Here is a 15979-nt window from a genome sequence, read left to right as displayed (position 1 = left end):
GCCCGTGGCAGGTTCGAGCGGCGGCTCCGGCCGCCAGACCCTCACCGAGATCAACGTCACGCCGCTCGTGGACGTGATGCTCGTGCTCCTCATCATCTTCATGGTCACCGCGCCGCTCATCCAGCAGGGCGTCGAGGTGAGCCTGCCCGAGGCGCGCGCGAAGGCGGTCGACGCGGAGGAGCAGAAGCTCGTCCTCTCGATCAAGTCGGACAAGTCGCTCTACCTCGGCACGAGCGAGGACGCCGCGCGGGTGCCTTACGACGCGCTCGAGGACAAGCTCCGCGCGAACACGCGCGCGATGAAGGACCGTGAGCTGTACCTCATGGCGGACAAGGCGCTGCCCTACGGCTTCGTGGTCGACGTGATGGCGACCGTGCAGCGGGCGGGGATCGTGAACGTCGGCATGATCACGAACCCTGCCGCGGACAAGGTGCGAGACAAGAGCCAGGAGGGCCGGCGGTAGATGGCGGCGATCCCGGTCATCACCGCGCTCCGCCGGAAGGACCGGCTCTGGCCGGCGGTGACCTTCTCCGCGGCCGCGCACGCGGCGCTCATCGTGTGGGTGGTCGTCCGAGTGCCGGCGCCCGCCATCGACCTGAACCAGAAGCCGATCGTCGCGAAGCTGGTCCGCCTCGGCCCGAAGAAGCCGCCGGAGTACCTCCCGCGCAAGGAGGCGCCGCCGCCCCCCGCGCCGGCGGAGGCGGCCCCGGCGCCCGTCGCGGCTCCGGCGCCGGCCGCCCCCGCGGCGCCGATCGCCGCGATCGCGAAGGTCGACCCGAAGCCGGCGACGCCCACGGCCAAGAGCCCGAACCCCGGCAAGGCCACCAGCAACAGCCTCGCGTCGGTGCTCTCGAAGGTCCGGGCGACGGCGGCGGCCGCGGACCCGCAGTACGGGGATCCGGACGGCGATCCGCTCGGAGACTCCGAGGAGGGCTCCGAGGGCGACCGGTACCTCGCGCTCGTCAACCGGGAGATCCAGGCGAACTACGACGTCCCCGCGACGATCTCCGACCGCGAGCGGATGTACCTCAAGGCGACGGTCGTCGTGTACATCGAGCCCGACGGGCGCATCACCCGGTGGCAGTTCGAGACGCCCTCGGGCAACTCCGCCTTCGACGCCGCCCTGGAGCGCACGCTGCGCAAGACCCGCGTCCCGCCCCCGCCGGACGGCGCGCGAGAGGACTACCGCCGCCGCGGCCTGACGGTAAACTTCACGATCGGATGATCGCGCCCATGATCCTCGCCCGCACCTTCGCCCTCGCCGCCCTCGCGGCCGCGCTGCCCGCGCTCGCCCAGGAGCGCCCGACCCTCACCATCGGCTCGCCGAGCTTCCAGCCGCTGCCCATCGCCGTGGCGCAGTTCCAGGGCGAGGGCGGCGACGCCCGCGCCGCCGGGGTGACGGAGGTGGTCCGCGGCGACCTCAGCCTGTCCGGACTGTTCGACGTGCTCGACCCGCGCGGCTTCCTCGCCGATCCGTCCGAGGGCTGGGCCGCGCCGACCATCCGCTTCGCGCGCTGGTCGGACGTGGGCGCCGAGGGGCTCGTCAAGGCGCGCATGAGGCAGGCCGGCGACGAGCTCGAGGCCGAGTTGCACCTCTACGAGGTCCGCGCCGGGCGGGAGGTGCTCGTGAAGCGGCTCCGCGCCGCGGCGTCCGATCCGCGCGCGCTGGGGCACCGGATCTCCGACGAGATCGTCCGCTACTACACGCGCGAGCCGGGCATCTTCTCGACGAAGCTCGTGGCCATCCGGAAGCTGCGCGGCCACTGGGAGCTCGTGATGTTCGACGTGGACGGGAAGAACCCGCGCGTCCTCCTGTCCGAGCGCACCATCCTGCTCGCGCCGTGCTGGCGGCCCGACGGCCGCGCGGTGCTCCTCACGAGCTACCGCTCCGGCCGCCCGGAGCTCTGGCTCTACACCCTCGCCGACCGGGGCTTCCGCCGGCTCGCCGCCATCCCGAACGCGTACGGCGGGGTCTACTCGCCGGACGGCACCCGCGTCGCCTTCACCATCACCGACCGCGCGAACAGCGACGTCTGGGTGATGAACGCGGACGGGACCGGCGCGAAGCGGCTGACGCGCGAGCCCGCCCTCGACCTCTCCCCCAGCTGGTCGCCGGACGGCACGCGGCTCGCCTTCGTCTCCGACCGGAGCGGTACGCCGCAGATCTACCTGATGGGCGCGGACGGCTCGAGCCCGCGCCGCCTCACCTTCCAGGGCAACTACAACCAGACCCCGGCCTGGAGCCCGCGCGGCGACGCGATCGCCTTCACCGCGCGCGACGAGCGCAAGGTCTTCGACGTGTTCGTCGTCTCCCCCGAGAACGGCAAGATCCAGCGCGTCACGCAGGACCAGGGGCGCACCAACGAGGAGCCGACCTGGGCGCCCAACGGGCGGCTCATGGCGCTCAAGACCGACCGCGCCGGCGCCAGCTTCCAGGTGGTCGTGTCCGACGCCCGCGGCGAGAAGCAGACCGTGGTCACCGGGGGCGGCGGCGGCGAGCTGTCGGCGCCCGCCTGGGGTCCGCTGGTGGAGTAGCGCGCCCGTGGCCGAGCGCTTCGCCGCGATCGACGTCGGGACGAACACCGTCCTCCTCACCGTCGCGGAGCGGCGCGGCGCCTCGCTCGCGCCGCTCGTGGAGCGGGCCGAGATCACCCGGCTCGGCCGCGGCGTCGACGCGACCGGACGCCTCGATCCCGGAGGGATCCGGGACACCGTCGCCGTGCTCGCCGCCTACGCCGGCGAGGCCCGCGCGCTGGGCGCCGAGATCGTCGCCTGCGTGGCGACGAGCGCGGCGCGCGACGCGGGCAACGGGGCGGAGTTCTTCGAGGCCGCGCGGCGCGCGGCGGGGCTCGCGCCGGAGGTGATCTCCGGCGACGAGGAGGCCCGCCTCGTCTACGCGAGCGCGTGGCGCGACTTCGGCGGCGCGGGCCCGCTCGCGGTGCTCGACGTCGGGGGCGGCTCGACCGAGTTCACCGTGGGCGACGGGCCGGCGCCGCGGGCGCGCACCAGCCTGCAGGTCGGGGCGGTGCGGCTCACCGAGCGCCACGTCCGCGGCGACCCCACGACGGCCGCCGAGGTGGGGGCGCTACGGCGCGCGGCGCGCGAGGCGCTCCAGCCCATCGCGACGATGGCCCCGCCCCCCGGGCAGGCGCGGCTCGTCGGCGTGGCCGGGACGGTGACCACCCTCGCGGCGGTCGAGCAGGCGCTGCCTGCGTACGACGCGGAGCGGGTGCACGGAGCCACCCTGACGCTGGCCAGCGCCGACGCCCTCGTGGCGCGCCTCGCCGCGCTCACCGTGCGCGAGCGGGCGGCCCTCCCCGGGATGGAGCCGAAGCGCGCGGACGTGATCCTCGCCGGCGCGATCGTGGTCGTGGAGGCGCTGCGGACGGCGGGGTTCGATCGGCTGATCGTCTCGGATCGCGGCGTGCGCTGGGGCCTCCTCCACGATCGCGTCCCGCAGCGATGAGCCGCCTCCGCGCCCAGGCGGGCCGCGCCTACGCGGCGCTGGCGTTCGGGCGAGCCGCGGCGATCTACGAGCTCCTCACCGATCAGGAGGCCTGGCGGCGCGACTGCCGCGACATGGCGGAGCTGGTCGGAGGCCCGCGCGTCCTCGACCTCGGCGTCGGCCCGGGCACGAGCGCCCTGGAGATGGCGCGGGCCGATCCCAGCCGCCGGCACGTGGGGCTCGACCTCTCCGCCGCCATGCTCCGCCGCGCGGCGGGGCGCGCGCGGGCGGAGCGGGTCGCCCTGCCGCTCCTGCGGGCGGACGTGCTGGCGCTGCCGGTCCGCGAGGGCGCGTTCGACGCGGCCACCGGCCACAGCTTCCTGTACCTCCTCGACGACGCCGCGGCGTCGCTCCGGGAGGTGCGGCGCGCGGTGCGGCCCGGCGGGCGGGTCGCGTTCCTCGAGCCGCGCGCCGGCCGCGCCCGGCTCCGCGACGCGCTGCGGGCCGGCCCCCGCAACGGCGTCGCGATGGCCCTCTGGCGCAGCATGTCGCGCCTCCACCGGCGCTACGACGAGGCGAGCCTCCCCGCGCTCCTCGCCCACGCCGGGTTCGTCGAGGCGCGCGCGTGGCCGGTGCTCTCCGGGTACGGGGTGATGGCAATCGCCGTCCGGCCGGAGTAGAACCGTCGGCCCCGATGCGTGCGCCCTGGGCCATCGTCTGCGACTTCGACGGCACCGCCCTCACCGAGGACCTCGGCGACCTCGTCGCCTACCGGTTCGCGGGGGAGGCCAACTACCGCGCCGCGGCGGACCTCTACCAGCGGGGCGAGTTCCCGTTCAGCGTGCTCCTCGCGAAGGTGTTCGCGCCCATCACGGCGGCGCGCGACGAGATCGCCGCCTTCGCCCGCGAGCACGCGGTGCTGCGACCGGGGTTCGAGGCGTTCGTCGAGGCCTGCCGCGAGAGCGGCCGCCCGTTCCTCGTCGTCTCCTCCGGGCTCGACGCCTACATCGAGCCCGTCCTCGAGCGCCTGCCGGCCGCGCTGCGCGCTCACGTGGAGGTCCGCGCGAACCGCGCCGAGCTCTCGCCCTCGGGCCTCTCGGTGCGCTTCCACGGCGCCGACTGCGGCTTCTGCGGGTTCTGCAAGGGCGAGGTCGTCCGGGAGCTGCAGCGCGCGGGAAACAAGGTGGTCCTCTGCGGCGACGGGACGGGGGACCGCCACGCCGCCGACGCCGCCGATCACGTCTTCGCCCGCGCCGGCTCGAGCCTCGTGCGCTACTGCGCCGAGCGCCGGATCCGCCACGACGTGTTCGAGACCTTCGACGAGGTGATGGCGCGGTTTCCGCGGTAGGGACTCCCGCGTCCGCAGCGCGCCCTTGGGGGAGGCCCCCGCGCGACGGCTTGCTGCCCAGCACGAACGCGAGCGCAGGCGCAGCCGGATGAGGCTGCGCCGGAGCGAGCCGGGGGTCCGGGGGACGCGTCGTGTGCGTCCCCCGGCAAGAAGCCGGGCCCCAGCGGCTCTGCCGCTGGGGCGGGGACGCAGTCCCCGTGAGATCAGAACAACCCGATAGTGAAGTGCGGCGCGAACACCCGCTCGTTCACGTCGCCGTCCGGGTTCAGGTTGAAGCCGAGGTCGAGCGCGGCGGGGCCGATGGGCGTGACGAAGCGCAGGCCCACGCCGGCGTTCGCGCGGAGGTCCACGAGCCGGTAGCGGAGGGGGTCGAGCCAGAGGTTGCCGAGATCCACGAACAGCCCGGCCTCGAGGGTCCGGCGGACGGGGACGCGCAGCTCGGCCTTGGCGAGCAGGAACGCCTCCCCTCCCTCCGAGACCGGGCGCTCGCCGTCCGCGATGCGCGCCCCGCGCTCCGTGCAGCCCACCTGCGTGGGGCTCGACGCGCAGTGCCGCGCCTCCGAGGCGAGGTGGTCGCGGACGTCCTCCGGGATCATCTCCTCCTCGCCGTAGCCGCGCATCGACGAGGCGCCGCCGAGGAAGAAGCGGCGAGGGATGATGGTCTGCGAGCGAGGGTCGAGCGGGAACACCCGGCCGCCGCGCAGCGACAGCGCGACCACGCTCCCCCGGCCGATGGGCAGGTACCCCGATCCCGCCGCGGACAGCTTGAGCATGTTCGTGTGGATGCCGCTCGCCGGGAGCAGCCCGAGCAGCGGCCGCCCGTCGGGCCCCGGACGCTCGACCCCGAGCGAGCGGGCGTACTCGAGCGCGCCGGTGGCGAACCAGCCGGAGTGGGGGTGAGCGGAGTTGTCGCGGTAGTCGATCGAGATCGACGGGCGGAGCGCGTGCAGGGTGGTGATGCCCTCGTCGAAGCGGAGCCGCTCGAGGTCCGCCTGCGTGAGGAAGCCCACCGCGTCGGTGCGGTCGATGCGATCCACCTCGAGCTCGTACTGCAGCGAGGTGGAGAGACGCGAGGTGAGCCCGACGTCCACGCCGGCGATCGCCGAGGCGCGCCGCAGCGCGTACGCCTTGCGGTGGAGGATCTCGCCGATGACGTTGGCGCGGCCGCTCGCCGGGAACGGCAGGAAGCCCAGGTTCGGCGTGCGCAGCCCGACCTCCGCCCTCCCCTCCACCCGGTCCGCCGGAGGCTTGTCCGCGAGGTCCGGGCGGTCCACCCACGGGGTCTCGACGGGGTAATTCACCTTCGCGCGCGCGCCCAGCTCGAGCGCCCGGCCGAGGATGTTCGGCTCGCCGTACTCGACGAACGCGCGCGGACCGTCGGCGATCGAGAAGCCGACGCCCTGCGCGAGCGTGGCCCACGGCCGCTCGGTGAGCTCCACCGCGAGGTCCTTCGTCTCGTGCGGCGCCTCCGGCTCCTGGACGCGGATCGACACCGAGCGGAAGACGCCCAGGCGCAGGAGGGCCGCCTGGCTCTTCGCGATCGCGTCCGGGTCGTACAGGTCGCCCTCGGCGAACGCGAGCGCCCCCCGCACGACCTCCTCGCGGGTCCGGCGGTTGCCCGACAGCTGGACGCGCCCGATCCGCACCTGCGGCCCCTCGTCCACGACGAACCGGATCGCCACCGTGTGGAGCCCGGGCTCGATCTGCTCGCGCGCGTCGACGCGAGCGTAGAGGTGGCCGCGCGCGAGGTAGCGGCGCAGGATCGCCGAGCGGGTCTCCTCGATGCGCTCGAAGACGAGGGGATCGCCCGGCGCGAGCCGCGACTCGCGTGCGAGCTCGGCGAGCGAGAGCACGCGGTTCCCCTCGAACGAGATCGCCTCCACGTGCGTGCGGGGACCCTCCCGGAAGCGGACCGTCACGTCCGCGGCGCGCCGCCGGGCGTCGAGCGACACGGAGGCGCCGAGGTACACCGCCTCGAGCCAGCCCGCCGCGCGGTAGTCGTCCACGATCCGCTCCGCGGCGCGCGCCCAGGCGGCCTCGTCCCACACCTCGCTGGGCGGGAGCGCCGCCGGGGGCGCGGGGGGCGGCCGCACGCCGGGGATCGAGACGATCAGCGCGCGCGCGCGGTCCATCGCCCCGTCGTCACGTCTCCCGCCCTCCTCGTCGAGGATCGCGGCGAGCTGCGCGCGCAGGGTCGTCGCGTCTCGCTGCTCCACTCCCTCCAGCCGCACCTCTTCCAGGCGGTAGCGGCGCCCCTCCTCGACGTGGAAGACCACCGCCGCGACGCGGCCGCGCCGCACCTCCTCCACCTCCACCCGCGCCGTCGCGAACCCGCGGGCGCGGTAGAAGGCGCGGATGCGCTCCGCGGCGGCGGCGATGGCCGGCGCGTCGACGGGCTGGCCGTCCTCGAACCCCAGCTGCCGCGTCAACACCGCGGCCGCGATCCGCCCGTTGCCGCGGAAGAGGAACGCGAGGCGCGGGCCCGCGTCGACGGGCAGCTCCACGTCCGCGAGCCGCCCCTCGAGCCGGATCTCCGGCGCGCCCACCCGCGCGCGGCGATACCCGCTCGCGTGCAGCGCGGCGCGGGCCGCGCGCACGTCCGCGGCGAGGACGTCCTCGTCGAGCGGCGCGCCTGCGCGCGAGCGGAGGGCGGCGGTGAGCCGCGGCGCCTCGCCGGAGCCCGCGAGGCGCACCGAGCGGATGCGCACCGGCTCGCCCGGCACGACGCGGAGCTCGACGGCGCCGTCGCGCACCTCGCGCGCCTCCACGACCGCCTCCCGGTAGCCGCGGCGCGCGAGCACGGCCGCGACCCGCGCGGCGGCGGCCTCCAGGTCCGGATCGTCGAACGGCTCGCCGGTCGGGAGCCGCGCGGCGGCGCGCACCTGGTCGGCGTCGAGCACCGGCGCGCCCTCCAGGCGGAGCTCGAGGGTCGCCAGCAGGCGGACGGGGAGCGCCTCGACGACGAGCGAGACCCACGCACCGGACTGGCCGGGCGGCGGGGCGGCGGGCGCGGCGCGGACCACGACGTTGCGGAACCGCCCGGTCTGGTAGAGCCGCTGCACGGTGCGGCGGAGCGCGCGGCGGGAGAGCGTCTCTCCCGGCGCCACGTCCACGAGGGCGGCGAGCGCGACGCGATCCTCGCGTTCGGGGACGCGCAGCTCGACGCCGACGACGCGCGGCGGGGGCTCCTGCGCGGCCGCGGGGAGGGCGGCGCAGGCGAGGAGCGCGGCGAGCAGGGCGGCGAGCCACCGCGCGCGGACGGAGCGGCGCGCGAGCGGGCGCGAGGCGCAGGAGACCGTCCCTCGACCAAGCCCGGGCAGGCTCGAGTCCAGGGCCGCAGGCGCAGGGAGCCAGGACGTCGCCCGCTCATCCCGAGCGTAGGACGTGCGCAGCACAGCCGGAGCCGAGGGACGCAGGCCCGGGATCGTGCGCCGCAGCATCAGTCGTCCGTCCATTCCCACCGCAGCTTCAGGTCCACGCCGTGATCGCCGGTGGCCACGTCGGGGTTGTCGTTGTCCCACTGGTACTGCACCGCCGTATGGTTACCGAGCCGGAGCTCGGCCTGGGCCTTCTGGCCCCGCGCGCCGGCGAGCGGCGCCTGGTAGCGGAGGCGCAGCCTGTCGCGCAGGAACCAGGACTCGAACTCGGCGCGCGGCTCCACCTGGCCGCTCCCCTCCGAGTAGGCGCTCGTGATGCGGACGGAGAGATCGCGCACCACGCCGCCGCGGGGGAGGAAGCGCTTCACCTGCTCGTCCAGGCCAGAGGCCGAGAAGAGCGCCTGCGCGGCGGCGGCGGTGGCCACCCCGCCCACGCCCGCCCCCGCCGCGGCGTCGCGGCGCGTGAACCCGAGCGAGAGCAGCGTGATGATGTCGGGCTGCGCGAGCGCCGGCGCGCTGGTGAGCGTGATCTGCGGGTCGCTCAAGGGCCCGAACACGTGCATGTAGACCTGGTAGTCCCGCACCTGCGACTCGCCGTGGAAGTCGAGCGCGAGCGCGATCCGGTTGCGATCGGTGAGCTCCAGGACCGCGTGCGTGAGCTGGAACTCGTTCCCGCGGAAGATCGCGCGGCTCCCCTCCGCCATCGCGAGCGTCCCGACGAGGCCGGGCGCCGCGAGCGAGCCCGTGAGGGTCAGCTCGCCCGAGAGCGGCCCGCGGACGAGATCGTTCTCGATGCGCACGTCGCCGTCCACCGCGAGCTGGACGTCGAAGCGGAGCCACTCCCCCGCGTGGTCGTAGGCGCGGGGCGGCGCCACCGCCCGCCGCCGCACCTCCAGCAGGCTGCGCTCGAGGTCCACGTCGGCGGTGTAGCGGGCGCGCACGACGTGGACGCGACCGGTGACGGTCGTCGCCTGCGGGGTGCCCACCGCCTCGAGGCGGCCCGAGAGCGTGGCGGGCAGGTAGGCGGGGATCGCCACCGGGATCTCGTCCAGCTTCGCCTCCACCCGCAGGCGCGACGGGCGGAACGAGGCGAGCTCCACCTCCCCCTCGAGCCGGGCGCGCCCGCCGTTCACCGCCCCCTCCAGCCCCTCGAACAGCACGCGGTTCTGCGAGAAGGCGAGGTCCCCCCGCAGCCCGGTCAGGGCGAGCGTCACGTCGCGCAGCTCGAACCCGGCGTCCGCCAGGCGCCCAGCCCCGACGAGGACCGGCTCCTCGGCGGTGCCGCCGACGTGCGCCTCGAGGGTGAGCCGCCCCGCCGGGCGGCGCAGCGTCGGCGCGAGCCCGCCGAGCAGGCGCAGGTCGAGGTTCCCGCGCGCCGACACGTCGAGCTGCCCGGACGCGGCGCGCGCGCCCGAGAGGGCGAGCTCGGTGTTCGCGCCGCGCAGCACGAGCCCCTGCACCTCGACACGTCCCCGATCCAGCTCCAGCACCGCGGGCTGGGCCGACTGCACCCGGAAGTCGGCGTACCCGACCTGCACCTCGTCGAGTCGCACGCGCGCGCGGGCGTGCGAGAGGTCCGCGAGCTCGCCCTCCGCGCTCCCCTCCCCCGCGACCCGCGCGCGGAGGCCCGCTGGCGCGCCCTCGGGCAGGAGCCGGGACACGTCGTGCATCGCCAGCCGGGCGCGGGCGCGGAACGGCATGCGCCCGGCCAGCGTGGCCTCCCCCTCGAACGAGACGCCGTCCGCCCCGCCCGTCACGACGAGCCGCTCGCCGTCGAGCGTGCCGCCGACCTGCACGGTGCCGACCCCGACGCCGGCGGCGTGCACCGCGTCGCCGCTCGCGGCGAAGCGCACGCGGGGGTGGTCGACGGAGCCGTCGAGCTTCGCCGTGCCGGCGACGGTGCCCGCCCACTGTCCGCTGGAGAGCTCGAGCGCCTCGAGCGGCACGCCGGAGAAGGTGACGCCGACGTCCCACGGGAACGGCGGCAGCGCGCTCCAGGTCCCGCTCGCGCGGACCACGCCGGTGCCGCGGCGCACCTCCGCGCGGTCGAGCCGCGTCTCGACGCCACGGTGGATGCGCCCCTCCGCGCGGCCCGAGTCGTACCGCCGGCCGTAGATCGTCCCCGCCCCGAGCCGCGCCTCGAACTCGGCGTCCACCGCGTCGGCGGGCCCGTTGGCGGTGCCCGACACCTCGACGTCGCCGTCGACGACGTCGCGCATCCAGCGCGTGCGGGGGAGCCAGTCGCGGACGGCGTCGAGCAGGTCCCGGATCCGACCCTTCGCCTCGAAGCGCGAGGAGACGACGTGCGCCGGGGTGCGCTCGAGATCCACGATCCCCTCGCCCCGCCAGCGGGACACGTTGCGGAGACCCTCGGCGCGGGAGAGGCGGAGCAGGAAGTCGTCGTAGCGGAAGTCCGAGCTGACGTTCCCCAGGTCGACGTCGAGGAACCGGAAGCGGTCCACGCGCGCCCGGCCGGCGACGTGCGGGTTGCCGTAGGGCGCGGCGGCGATGGTCGCCTCGACGCGTGCGAGGCCGGACCACGGGATCTCGGCGACACGGCCGAGGGCGTCCAGGTCCGCCTCGCCGCGCGCCTGCACCGAGAAGCCGCCCGCCTCCGAGAAGTGGACGGCGGCGTCGGCCGCGAGCGTCCCGCGGCCCACCGAAAGCCGCCCGCCGTCGAAGAAGAGCCCCTCGCGGTCGACGCGGACGGCCGACTCGAGCCGGCCCCGCCCGAACGCGACGACCCCGGGATCGCCCTTCGCCTCGCGATACGGACGGGTGAGCGCCCGCAGCTCGCGCAGCTCCGTCGCGAGCTCCCCCGCGAGCGCCGGCGGCCAGAGCGTGCCGGAGACGGCGGCGCGGCCGTCGAGCTTGAGGCTCACCCATGGGTCGCGCACGCCGAGGCGGTCCAGCACCTCCGCGAGCTCCGCGCCGTGGAGCTCCACCTCCGCCACGACGGGCGCTCCGCGCACCAGCCCTACGGTGCCGCGCGCCACCGCCCTCCCCTCGTCGAGCGGGACCTCCAGCCGCTCGACGACGAGCTCGCCCGGCGCGAGCCGGAGGCTCGCCTGACCGTCGCCGGCGCGCTGAGCCCCGATCCGAACGCCGGACCACGCCGCCGTGGCGGTCGCCTGCGGCGCCCGCGCGGCGCCGCGCAGCTGCACGACCACCTCGGCGCTGCCCTCCGCGTCCGCCGTGATCCCCGCGAGCGCGAGCGCGTCCGCGACCCGGCCGTGCGCGGTCGCGGCGAGGTCCAGCGTGGGATCGCAGAGGTCGCGCACCTCCCCGCGCGCCGCGACGCGCACGCCCCCGAGCGCGGCCTCGGCGCCGTGCAGCACGGCGCTCGAGAGATCCAGCGCGACCTCGACGTCCGCGGAGAGCGCCGACACGGCGAGGGCCCGTCCCGGCTCCGAGAGCCGGACCGGCCCGGCGGCGAGCTCGACGCGCGCGCGCCGGAGCGGCGTCCCCAGGGAGCGGAGCGATCGCGCGGGCGGCCTGGAGCGCACGTCGAGCCGGTCGACGACGACGCGGCGGCCCGCCCCGAACGCCACGTCCAGGGAGCCCGCCTCGACGTCCAGGTGGCGTACCTCGAAGCGCGACAGGAGCGCCGGCGGACAGGCGGGCCCGCCCGCGCCGCCGGGCGTCGCCTGGCGGGGAGGGATCACCAGCCGGGGCCGGACGAGGCGCAGCTCGCGGAGGTGGAGCTGGCGGCCGAGCGCCTGGATGGGCGCGAGCCGCGCGGAGAGCGCGTCGGCCGTGAAGAGCGGCGCCTCGGCCGGCCCGAGCCGCACCCCCTCCGCCTCCAGCTCCAGCGCGAGCGGGCGGATCCGGCAGGCGGCGACCGCGAGCTCGAGCCCCGTCGCGCGCTCGACGCGCCCGACCGCGAGCTCGCAGGTGAGCTCCGCCGCCCAGCGCGTGCGCAGGGCCGCGATCGTGCCGCCCACGAGGGCCACGATCAGCGCGAGGAACGCCAGGGCGACGGTGCGCTTCTTCACCTGCCTGGATTCTCCACCGGCGTGCGCGCGCGGCCAAGCGGGCGGCGGCTACTTCAGCGACTCGAGGTAGCGATCGATCTCGGCGAGGTCGAGCCGCGCCGGGGGCTCCGGCGGGCGGGCGTCCGAGGCCGGGAGGTCGATACCGAGATCGCGCGCCACGCGATCGACGAACCCCTCGTCGAGCTCCCGGGCCCGCGCGACGAAGCCCTCGAAGAGCGCGTTGTCGCACAAGGTGTTGATGAGTCGCGGCGTGCCGCGCGTGTAGGCGTGGATGCGCGCGACCGCGCCCGGAGTGAACGGGACGCGCGGCGCCCCCGCCAGCCGGAGCCGATGTCGGACGTACGCCCCGGTGGCCTCCGCGGAGAGGGGCTCGAGCCGGTACTTGAGGGCGACCCGCTGGGCGAGGGGCGGGTCGAGCTTCAGGTTCTGCTCGATCTCCGGCAGGCCGAAGAACACGAACGAGAGGAGCTTCCGCTCCGGGACCTCGAGGTTCAGCAGGCCGCGGAACTCCTCCATGATCTCGCGCGTGGCGAGCATCTGGGCCTCGTCGATGAGGACCACGGCCTTCTTGCCCTGCTCGTAGATCCGGACGAGCCGCTGGTAGAGCTGGGAGAGGAGCGCCAGCTTCTCGTCCGCCGGGCTCTCCACCCCGAGCTGCAGCGCGATGCGCTTCAGGAGCCAGCTCGCGGTGATGCCGGAGTGGATGATGACGAGGAGCGCCGCCTCGTACTCCTCCTCCGGGAGCGCGTCCAGCATGCGGCGCGCGAGCGTCGTCTTGCCGGCGCCGATGTCGCCGACCAGGACCGCCAGCCCCTTCATCCCGGAGACCGCGTGCGTGAGCCGGAGCAGCGCCTGGGCGTGCTGGGCCGACGAGTAGTAGAAGCGCGAGACGGGCGCGTTCGAGAACGGCTCCTGCGACAGCTCGTAGTACTCGAGGTAGTTCACGCAGCGTCCTTGCTACAGGTACCCGATGTTCTTCTTCACGCCGGCGGGCGGCCGCGGGGCCTGCGCCGGCCGCGCGCCGCGGCTCGCGTCCGCCGGCGGCCGGCCCGGTCCGCCCCCGAGCGCGCCGATGCGGGCGCCGACCTCGCGGAACGCCGGATCGAGCTTCGCCACGCGCTGCAGGAACCAGAGCCCGACCTCCGCCTCCCCGACCGCCTCGTGGGCCGCGCCGAGCTCGTACTGGATCGCCTTCGCCGCTTCCTTGGTCAGCGCCTCGGACGCGAGCGCGCGGCGGAAGGCGCGGATCGCCTCGCGAGGCTCCCCCTTCGCCATGCGGCAGAGGCCGACCATCGAGAGGCAGTCGATGGCGCGCCGCTTGTCCGCGCCGCGCAGCGCGACCTCGAACTCCTGGATCGCGTCGTCGAGGAGCGCCATCTCCTTGTAGGCGATGCCGAGGTCGTAGTGCGTCGCGCTGTCCTCGGGGCGGACCGTCTGCTCGACGCCCTTCTTGAACTGCGCGAAGACGTCCTCGACCGAGTACTGGAACTCGTCGTCGACGGTGGGGGGCGCCTCGCCGGCGAGCTCGTCCGCGAGCTCGCGCGCGATGTCGAAGCTCTCGTCCGGTCCCGAGACCTCGAGCGGGCGCGTCTCGCGCGCGCCGGAAGGCGCCGCCGCCGGCGCAGCTCGGCCGGCACGCCGCTCGACCTCTGCGAGGCGCGCCTCGAGCACGGGGTGGCGCGGGTGCGCGGCGAGGAGGGCGTGCAGCGCGTCGCGCGCGTCGTCGAGCAGGCCCTGCTGGAGGAAGAACTCGGTCTCCTCGAGCTCGTCGGAGAGGTCCGGCACGTCCCCGCCGGCGGCGCGAGCGGGAGGCCTGGCCGCCGGGGGCGGCGGCGGCGCGACGGGCGCGGGAGTCCACGCCGGGGCCGCCGCCTGCGCCGGCGCGGGCCTCCCGGCGGGCGACCTCGACGCGCCGTCCCGGCGCGGGGCCGACGCGGCCGGTGCGGGGGCGCGGGCCCGCGGAGGCTCCTCCTCGACGATCTCCTCCGAGGCCGCGGAGGCGAGCGCCGCGGCCTCGGCGAGCGCGTCGCCCGCCGCGTCCAGCTCGCTCTCGGCGACCTCGATCTCGACGCCGGCGTGCTCCTCGCGCGCCGGCGCGGGCCCCACCGGCTCGTCCTCGACGACGTCGTCGCCCTCGTGGCCGGCGGCGGCCAGCGCGAGCGCGTCGTCCTCGACCGGATCCGCCTCGACGAGCTCCTCGGCCTCGAGGGGCACCAGCTCCACCTCGTCGGCGCCTCCGCCCGCCGCCGCGGCGAGGCTCGCGAGCTCGGGGTGCCCGGGCGAGAGCTGGCCGAGACGGGTCACCGCCTCGCGGGCACGCTCCTCCTGGCCGCGCGCGAGGAGCGAGCGCGCCGCGCGGACGCCCGCCGCGGCGGCGTCGGAGGCACGCCCCGCGGCGTCGTGGACGTCGCGGATGCGCTCATACGCCTCCGGGCAGTCGGGATCGATCGCGAGCACCTTGCGCAGGTGATCGAGCGCCTTGTCGTGCAGCCCGTACTTCACGTAGACGTCGGTCTCGGTGAGGAGCTTCGGGATGCCGGCCGGGCCTCCCGCGGGCGGGGGCGCCACGCCCGCCGGGGCGGGCGGCGGCGCCACGACGGCCGGCGAGACGCGCGCTCCCGGGGGAGGGCCTTGCGGCACGCGGCCGGGGACCGGCGGCGGGTCGAAGGCCGGACCGAACGCGAGCGGCGTCGCCGCCGGGTGCGCGGGCGGCGGCGGGTGGGCGGGGGCCGGCGAGCGCGCCCACCCCGCGCCGAGCGCCGCCGCGGCGTCCGCGTCGTCGGGCGCGAGCTCCTGGACCTTGCGCCACGCGGCGCGCGCGTCGCCGGCGCGGCCCCGCTCCTCGTGGAGGCGCGCGAGCTCCTTCCAGACGGAGAGCGTCTTCGCGGTCTGGCCGAGGTCGCGGAACGCCTGCGCGAGGAGCTGCAGCGTCTCGACGTCCTTCGGGTCGACCTTGAAGCAGAGCTGGAGCTTCGCGAGCGCCCGCTTCGTGTCGCCCTTCCCCAGGTAGACGTGGGCGAGCTCGCGGGTGAGCGCGTGATCGTCCGGCGTGAGCACCGCGATCCGCTCCGCGACCCTGAGGTACTCGTCGGCGCGGCCGTTCCGCTTCAGGTAGTCGGCCGCGCGGCGGAAGCACTCGAGCGCCGACGCCGGGTGGCCGGCCCGCGCCTGCATCTCGCCGAGCTTGATCGAGGAGGCGATGTTCTCCGGGTCGAGGTCCACCATGCGCCGGAGGATCTCGGTGAGCCGGCCCAGGTCGCCGGCCTTCTCGTGCGCGGCCGCCACGGTCTGGAGCTGCGCCATGGCGTCGCTCATCAGGCCCAGCTGCTGGTACAGGGCCGCGAGCCGCTCGTTGGCCCGGACGTCGTCCGGGTCGAGCTTCACGATCTGCTTGTAGACGGCGACGGACTTGAGGAAGAAGCCCTGCTCGGCGTAGGTCTCGGCGACCTTCTGGAAGGCGGCCGCGGCGGCCTTGTCGTCGCCTTTCTTCTGGTGAAGCTCGCCGATCTTGAGGAGGATGCGGACGTCCTTGGCGTCCTCCGCCAGGATCTTCTCGTAGGCCTTGATCGCCTTGTCGTACGCCCCCTTCTGAACGAGCTTCGTCGCCTCGGCGATGATCTTGTTCTTGTCGACAGCCATCGGGCCGAGGCATCTCGCTGCGCTGGGGGGGCCCTCGGACGAGTGCGCGGCGGCGCACCAGCGCCGGCGTCGAAGGGCCCAGGGGCGGCGTCGAGCGTAATGGAAGGCCGGGGGGCGGTCAAGGAGCCACCCCCGCGAACCCACATAGGAATTCGGGAATCTGCGCAGCCCCGGC

At 75.7% G+C, this 15979-nt stretch carries 10 protein-coding genes; 6 read left to right on the top strand and 4 right to left on the bottom strand.

Annotation, left to right across the window (positions count from 1 at the left end; genetic code table 11):
* Positions 1-4 precede the first annotated feature (4 nt).
* From tolR to ANAE109_RS03590, 6 genes are read left to right on the top strand one after another with little or no spacing between them, the layout of a single operon-like run.
* Positions 5-463 carry a protein TolR gene (gene tolR / locus ANAE109_RS03615; protein ID WP_011985024.1) on the top strand — a complete coding sequence of 153 codons (459 nt, stop codon included), beginning with the start codon at positions 5-7 and terminating at the stop codon, positions 461-463.
* On the top strand, positions 464-1225 hold the full coding sequence (locus ANAE109_RS03610) for an energy transducer TonB (RefSeq protein ID WP_011985023.1): 762 nt from the start codon (positions 464-466) through the stop codon (positions 1223-1225).
* A gap of 8 nt (positions 1226-1233) precedes the next feature.
* A complete protein-coding gene (locus ANAE109_RS03605) occupies positions 1234-2535 on the top strand; it encodes a PD40 domain-containing protein (RefSeq protein WP_041448797.1) in 1302 nt (433 codons plus the stop codon).
* 7 nt (positions 2536-2542) lie between these two features.
* Positions 2543-3466, top strand: a complete 924-nt coding sequence (locus ANAE109_RS03600) for a Ppx/GppA phosphatase family protein (protein WP_011985021.1) — start codon at positions 2543-2545, stop codon at positions 3464-3466.
* Positions 3463-4125: a class I SAM-dependent methyltransferase gene (locus tag ANAE109_RS03595; RefSeq protein WP_011985020.1), complete on the top strand. Its 663-nt coding sequence runs from the start codon at positions 3463-3465 to the stop codon at positions 4123-4125. Before ANAE109_RS03600 ends, ANAE109_RS03595 begins: the two co-directional genes overlap by 4 nt.
* A gap of 14 nt (positions 4126-4139) precedes the next feature.
* Entirely contained in the window at positions 4140-4793 is a 654-nt protein-coding gene (locus ANAE109_RS03590; protein ID WP_011985019.1) for an MtnX-like HAD-IB family phosphatase, read from the top strand.
* A gap of 203 nt (positions 4794-4996) precedes the next feature.
* Here ANAE109_RS03590 and ANAE109_RS03585 read toward each other — a convergent pair whose 3' ends face one another.
* Genes ANAE109_RS03585 through ANAE109_RS03570 form a run of 4 tightly spaced genes read right to left on the bottom strand, consistent with a single transcriptional unit; the run spans position 4997 to position 15804 of the window.
* Positions 4997-8248 carry a POTRA domain-containing protein gene (locus tag ANAE109_RS03585; protein ID WP_011985018.1) on the bottom strand — a complete coding sequence of 1084 codons (3252 nt, stop codon included), beginning with the start codon at positions 8246-8248 and terminating at the stop codon, positions 4997-4999.
* On the bottom strand, positions 8233-12165 hold the full coding sequence (locus ANAE109_RS03580; protein WP_011985017.1) for a translocation/assembly module TamB: 3933 nt from the start codon (positions 12163-12165) through the stop codon (positions 8233-8235). The genes ANAE109_RS03585 and ANAE109_RS03580 overlap by 16 nt, the downstream gene beginning before the upstream one ends.
* 48 nt (positions 12166-12213) lie before the next feature.
* Positions 12214-13110 carry an ExeA family protein gene (locus ANAE109_RS03575; RefSeq protein ID WP_011985016.1) on the bottom strand — a complete coding sequence of 299 codons (897 nt, stop codon included), beginning with the start codon at positions 13108-13110 and terminating at the stop codon, positions 12214-12216.
* 12 nt (positions 13111-13122) lie between these two features.
* On the bottom strand, positions 13123-15804 hold the full coding sequence (locus tag ANAE109_RS03570; protein ID WP_011985015.1) for a tetratricopeptide repeat protein: 2682 nt from the start codon (positions 15802-15804) through the stop codon (positions 13123-13125).
* Between the last annotated feature and the right edge of the window lie 175 nt (positions 15805-15979).

Origin of the sequence: Anaeromyxobacter sp. Fw109-5 (genome assembly GCF_000017505.1) — a bacterium.
Lineage (GTDB): Bacteria > Myxococcota > Myxococcia > Myxococcales > Anaeromyxobacteraceae > Anaeromyxobacter.
This window is presented reverse-complemented; position numbering and strand designations above follow the sequence as displayed.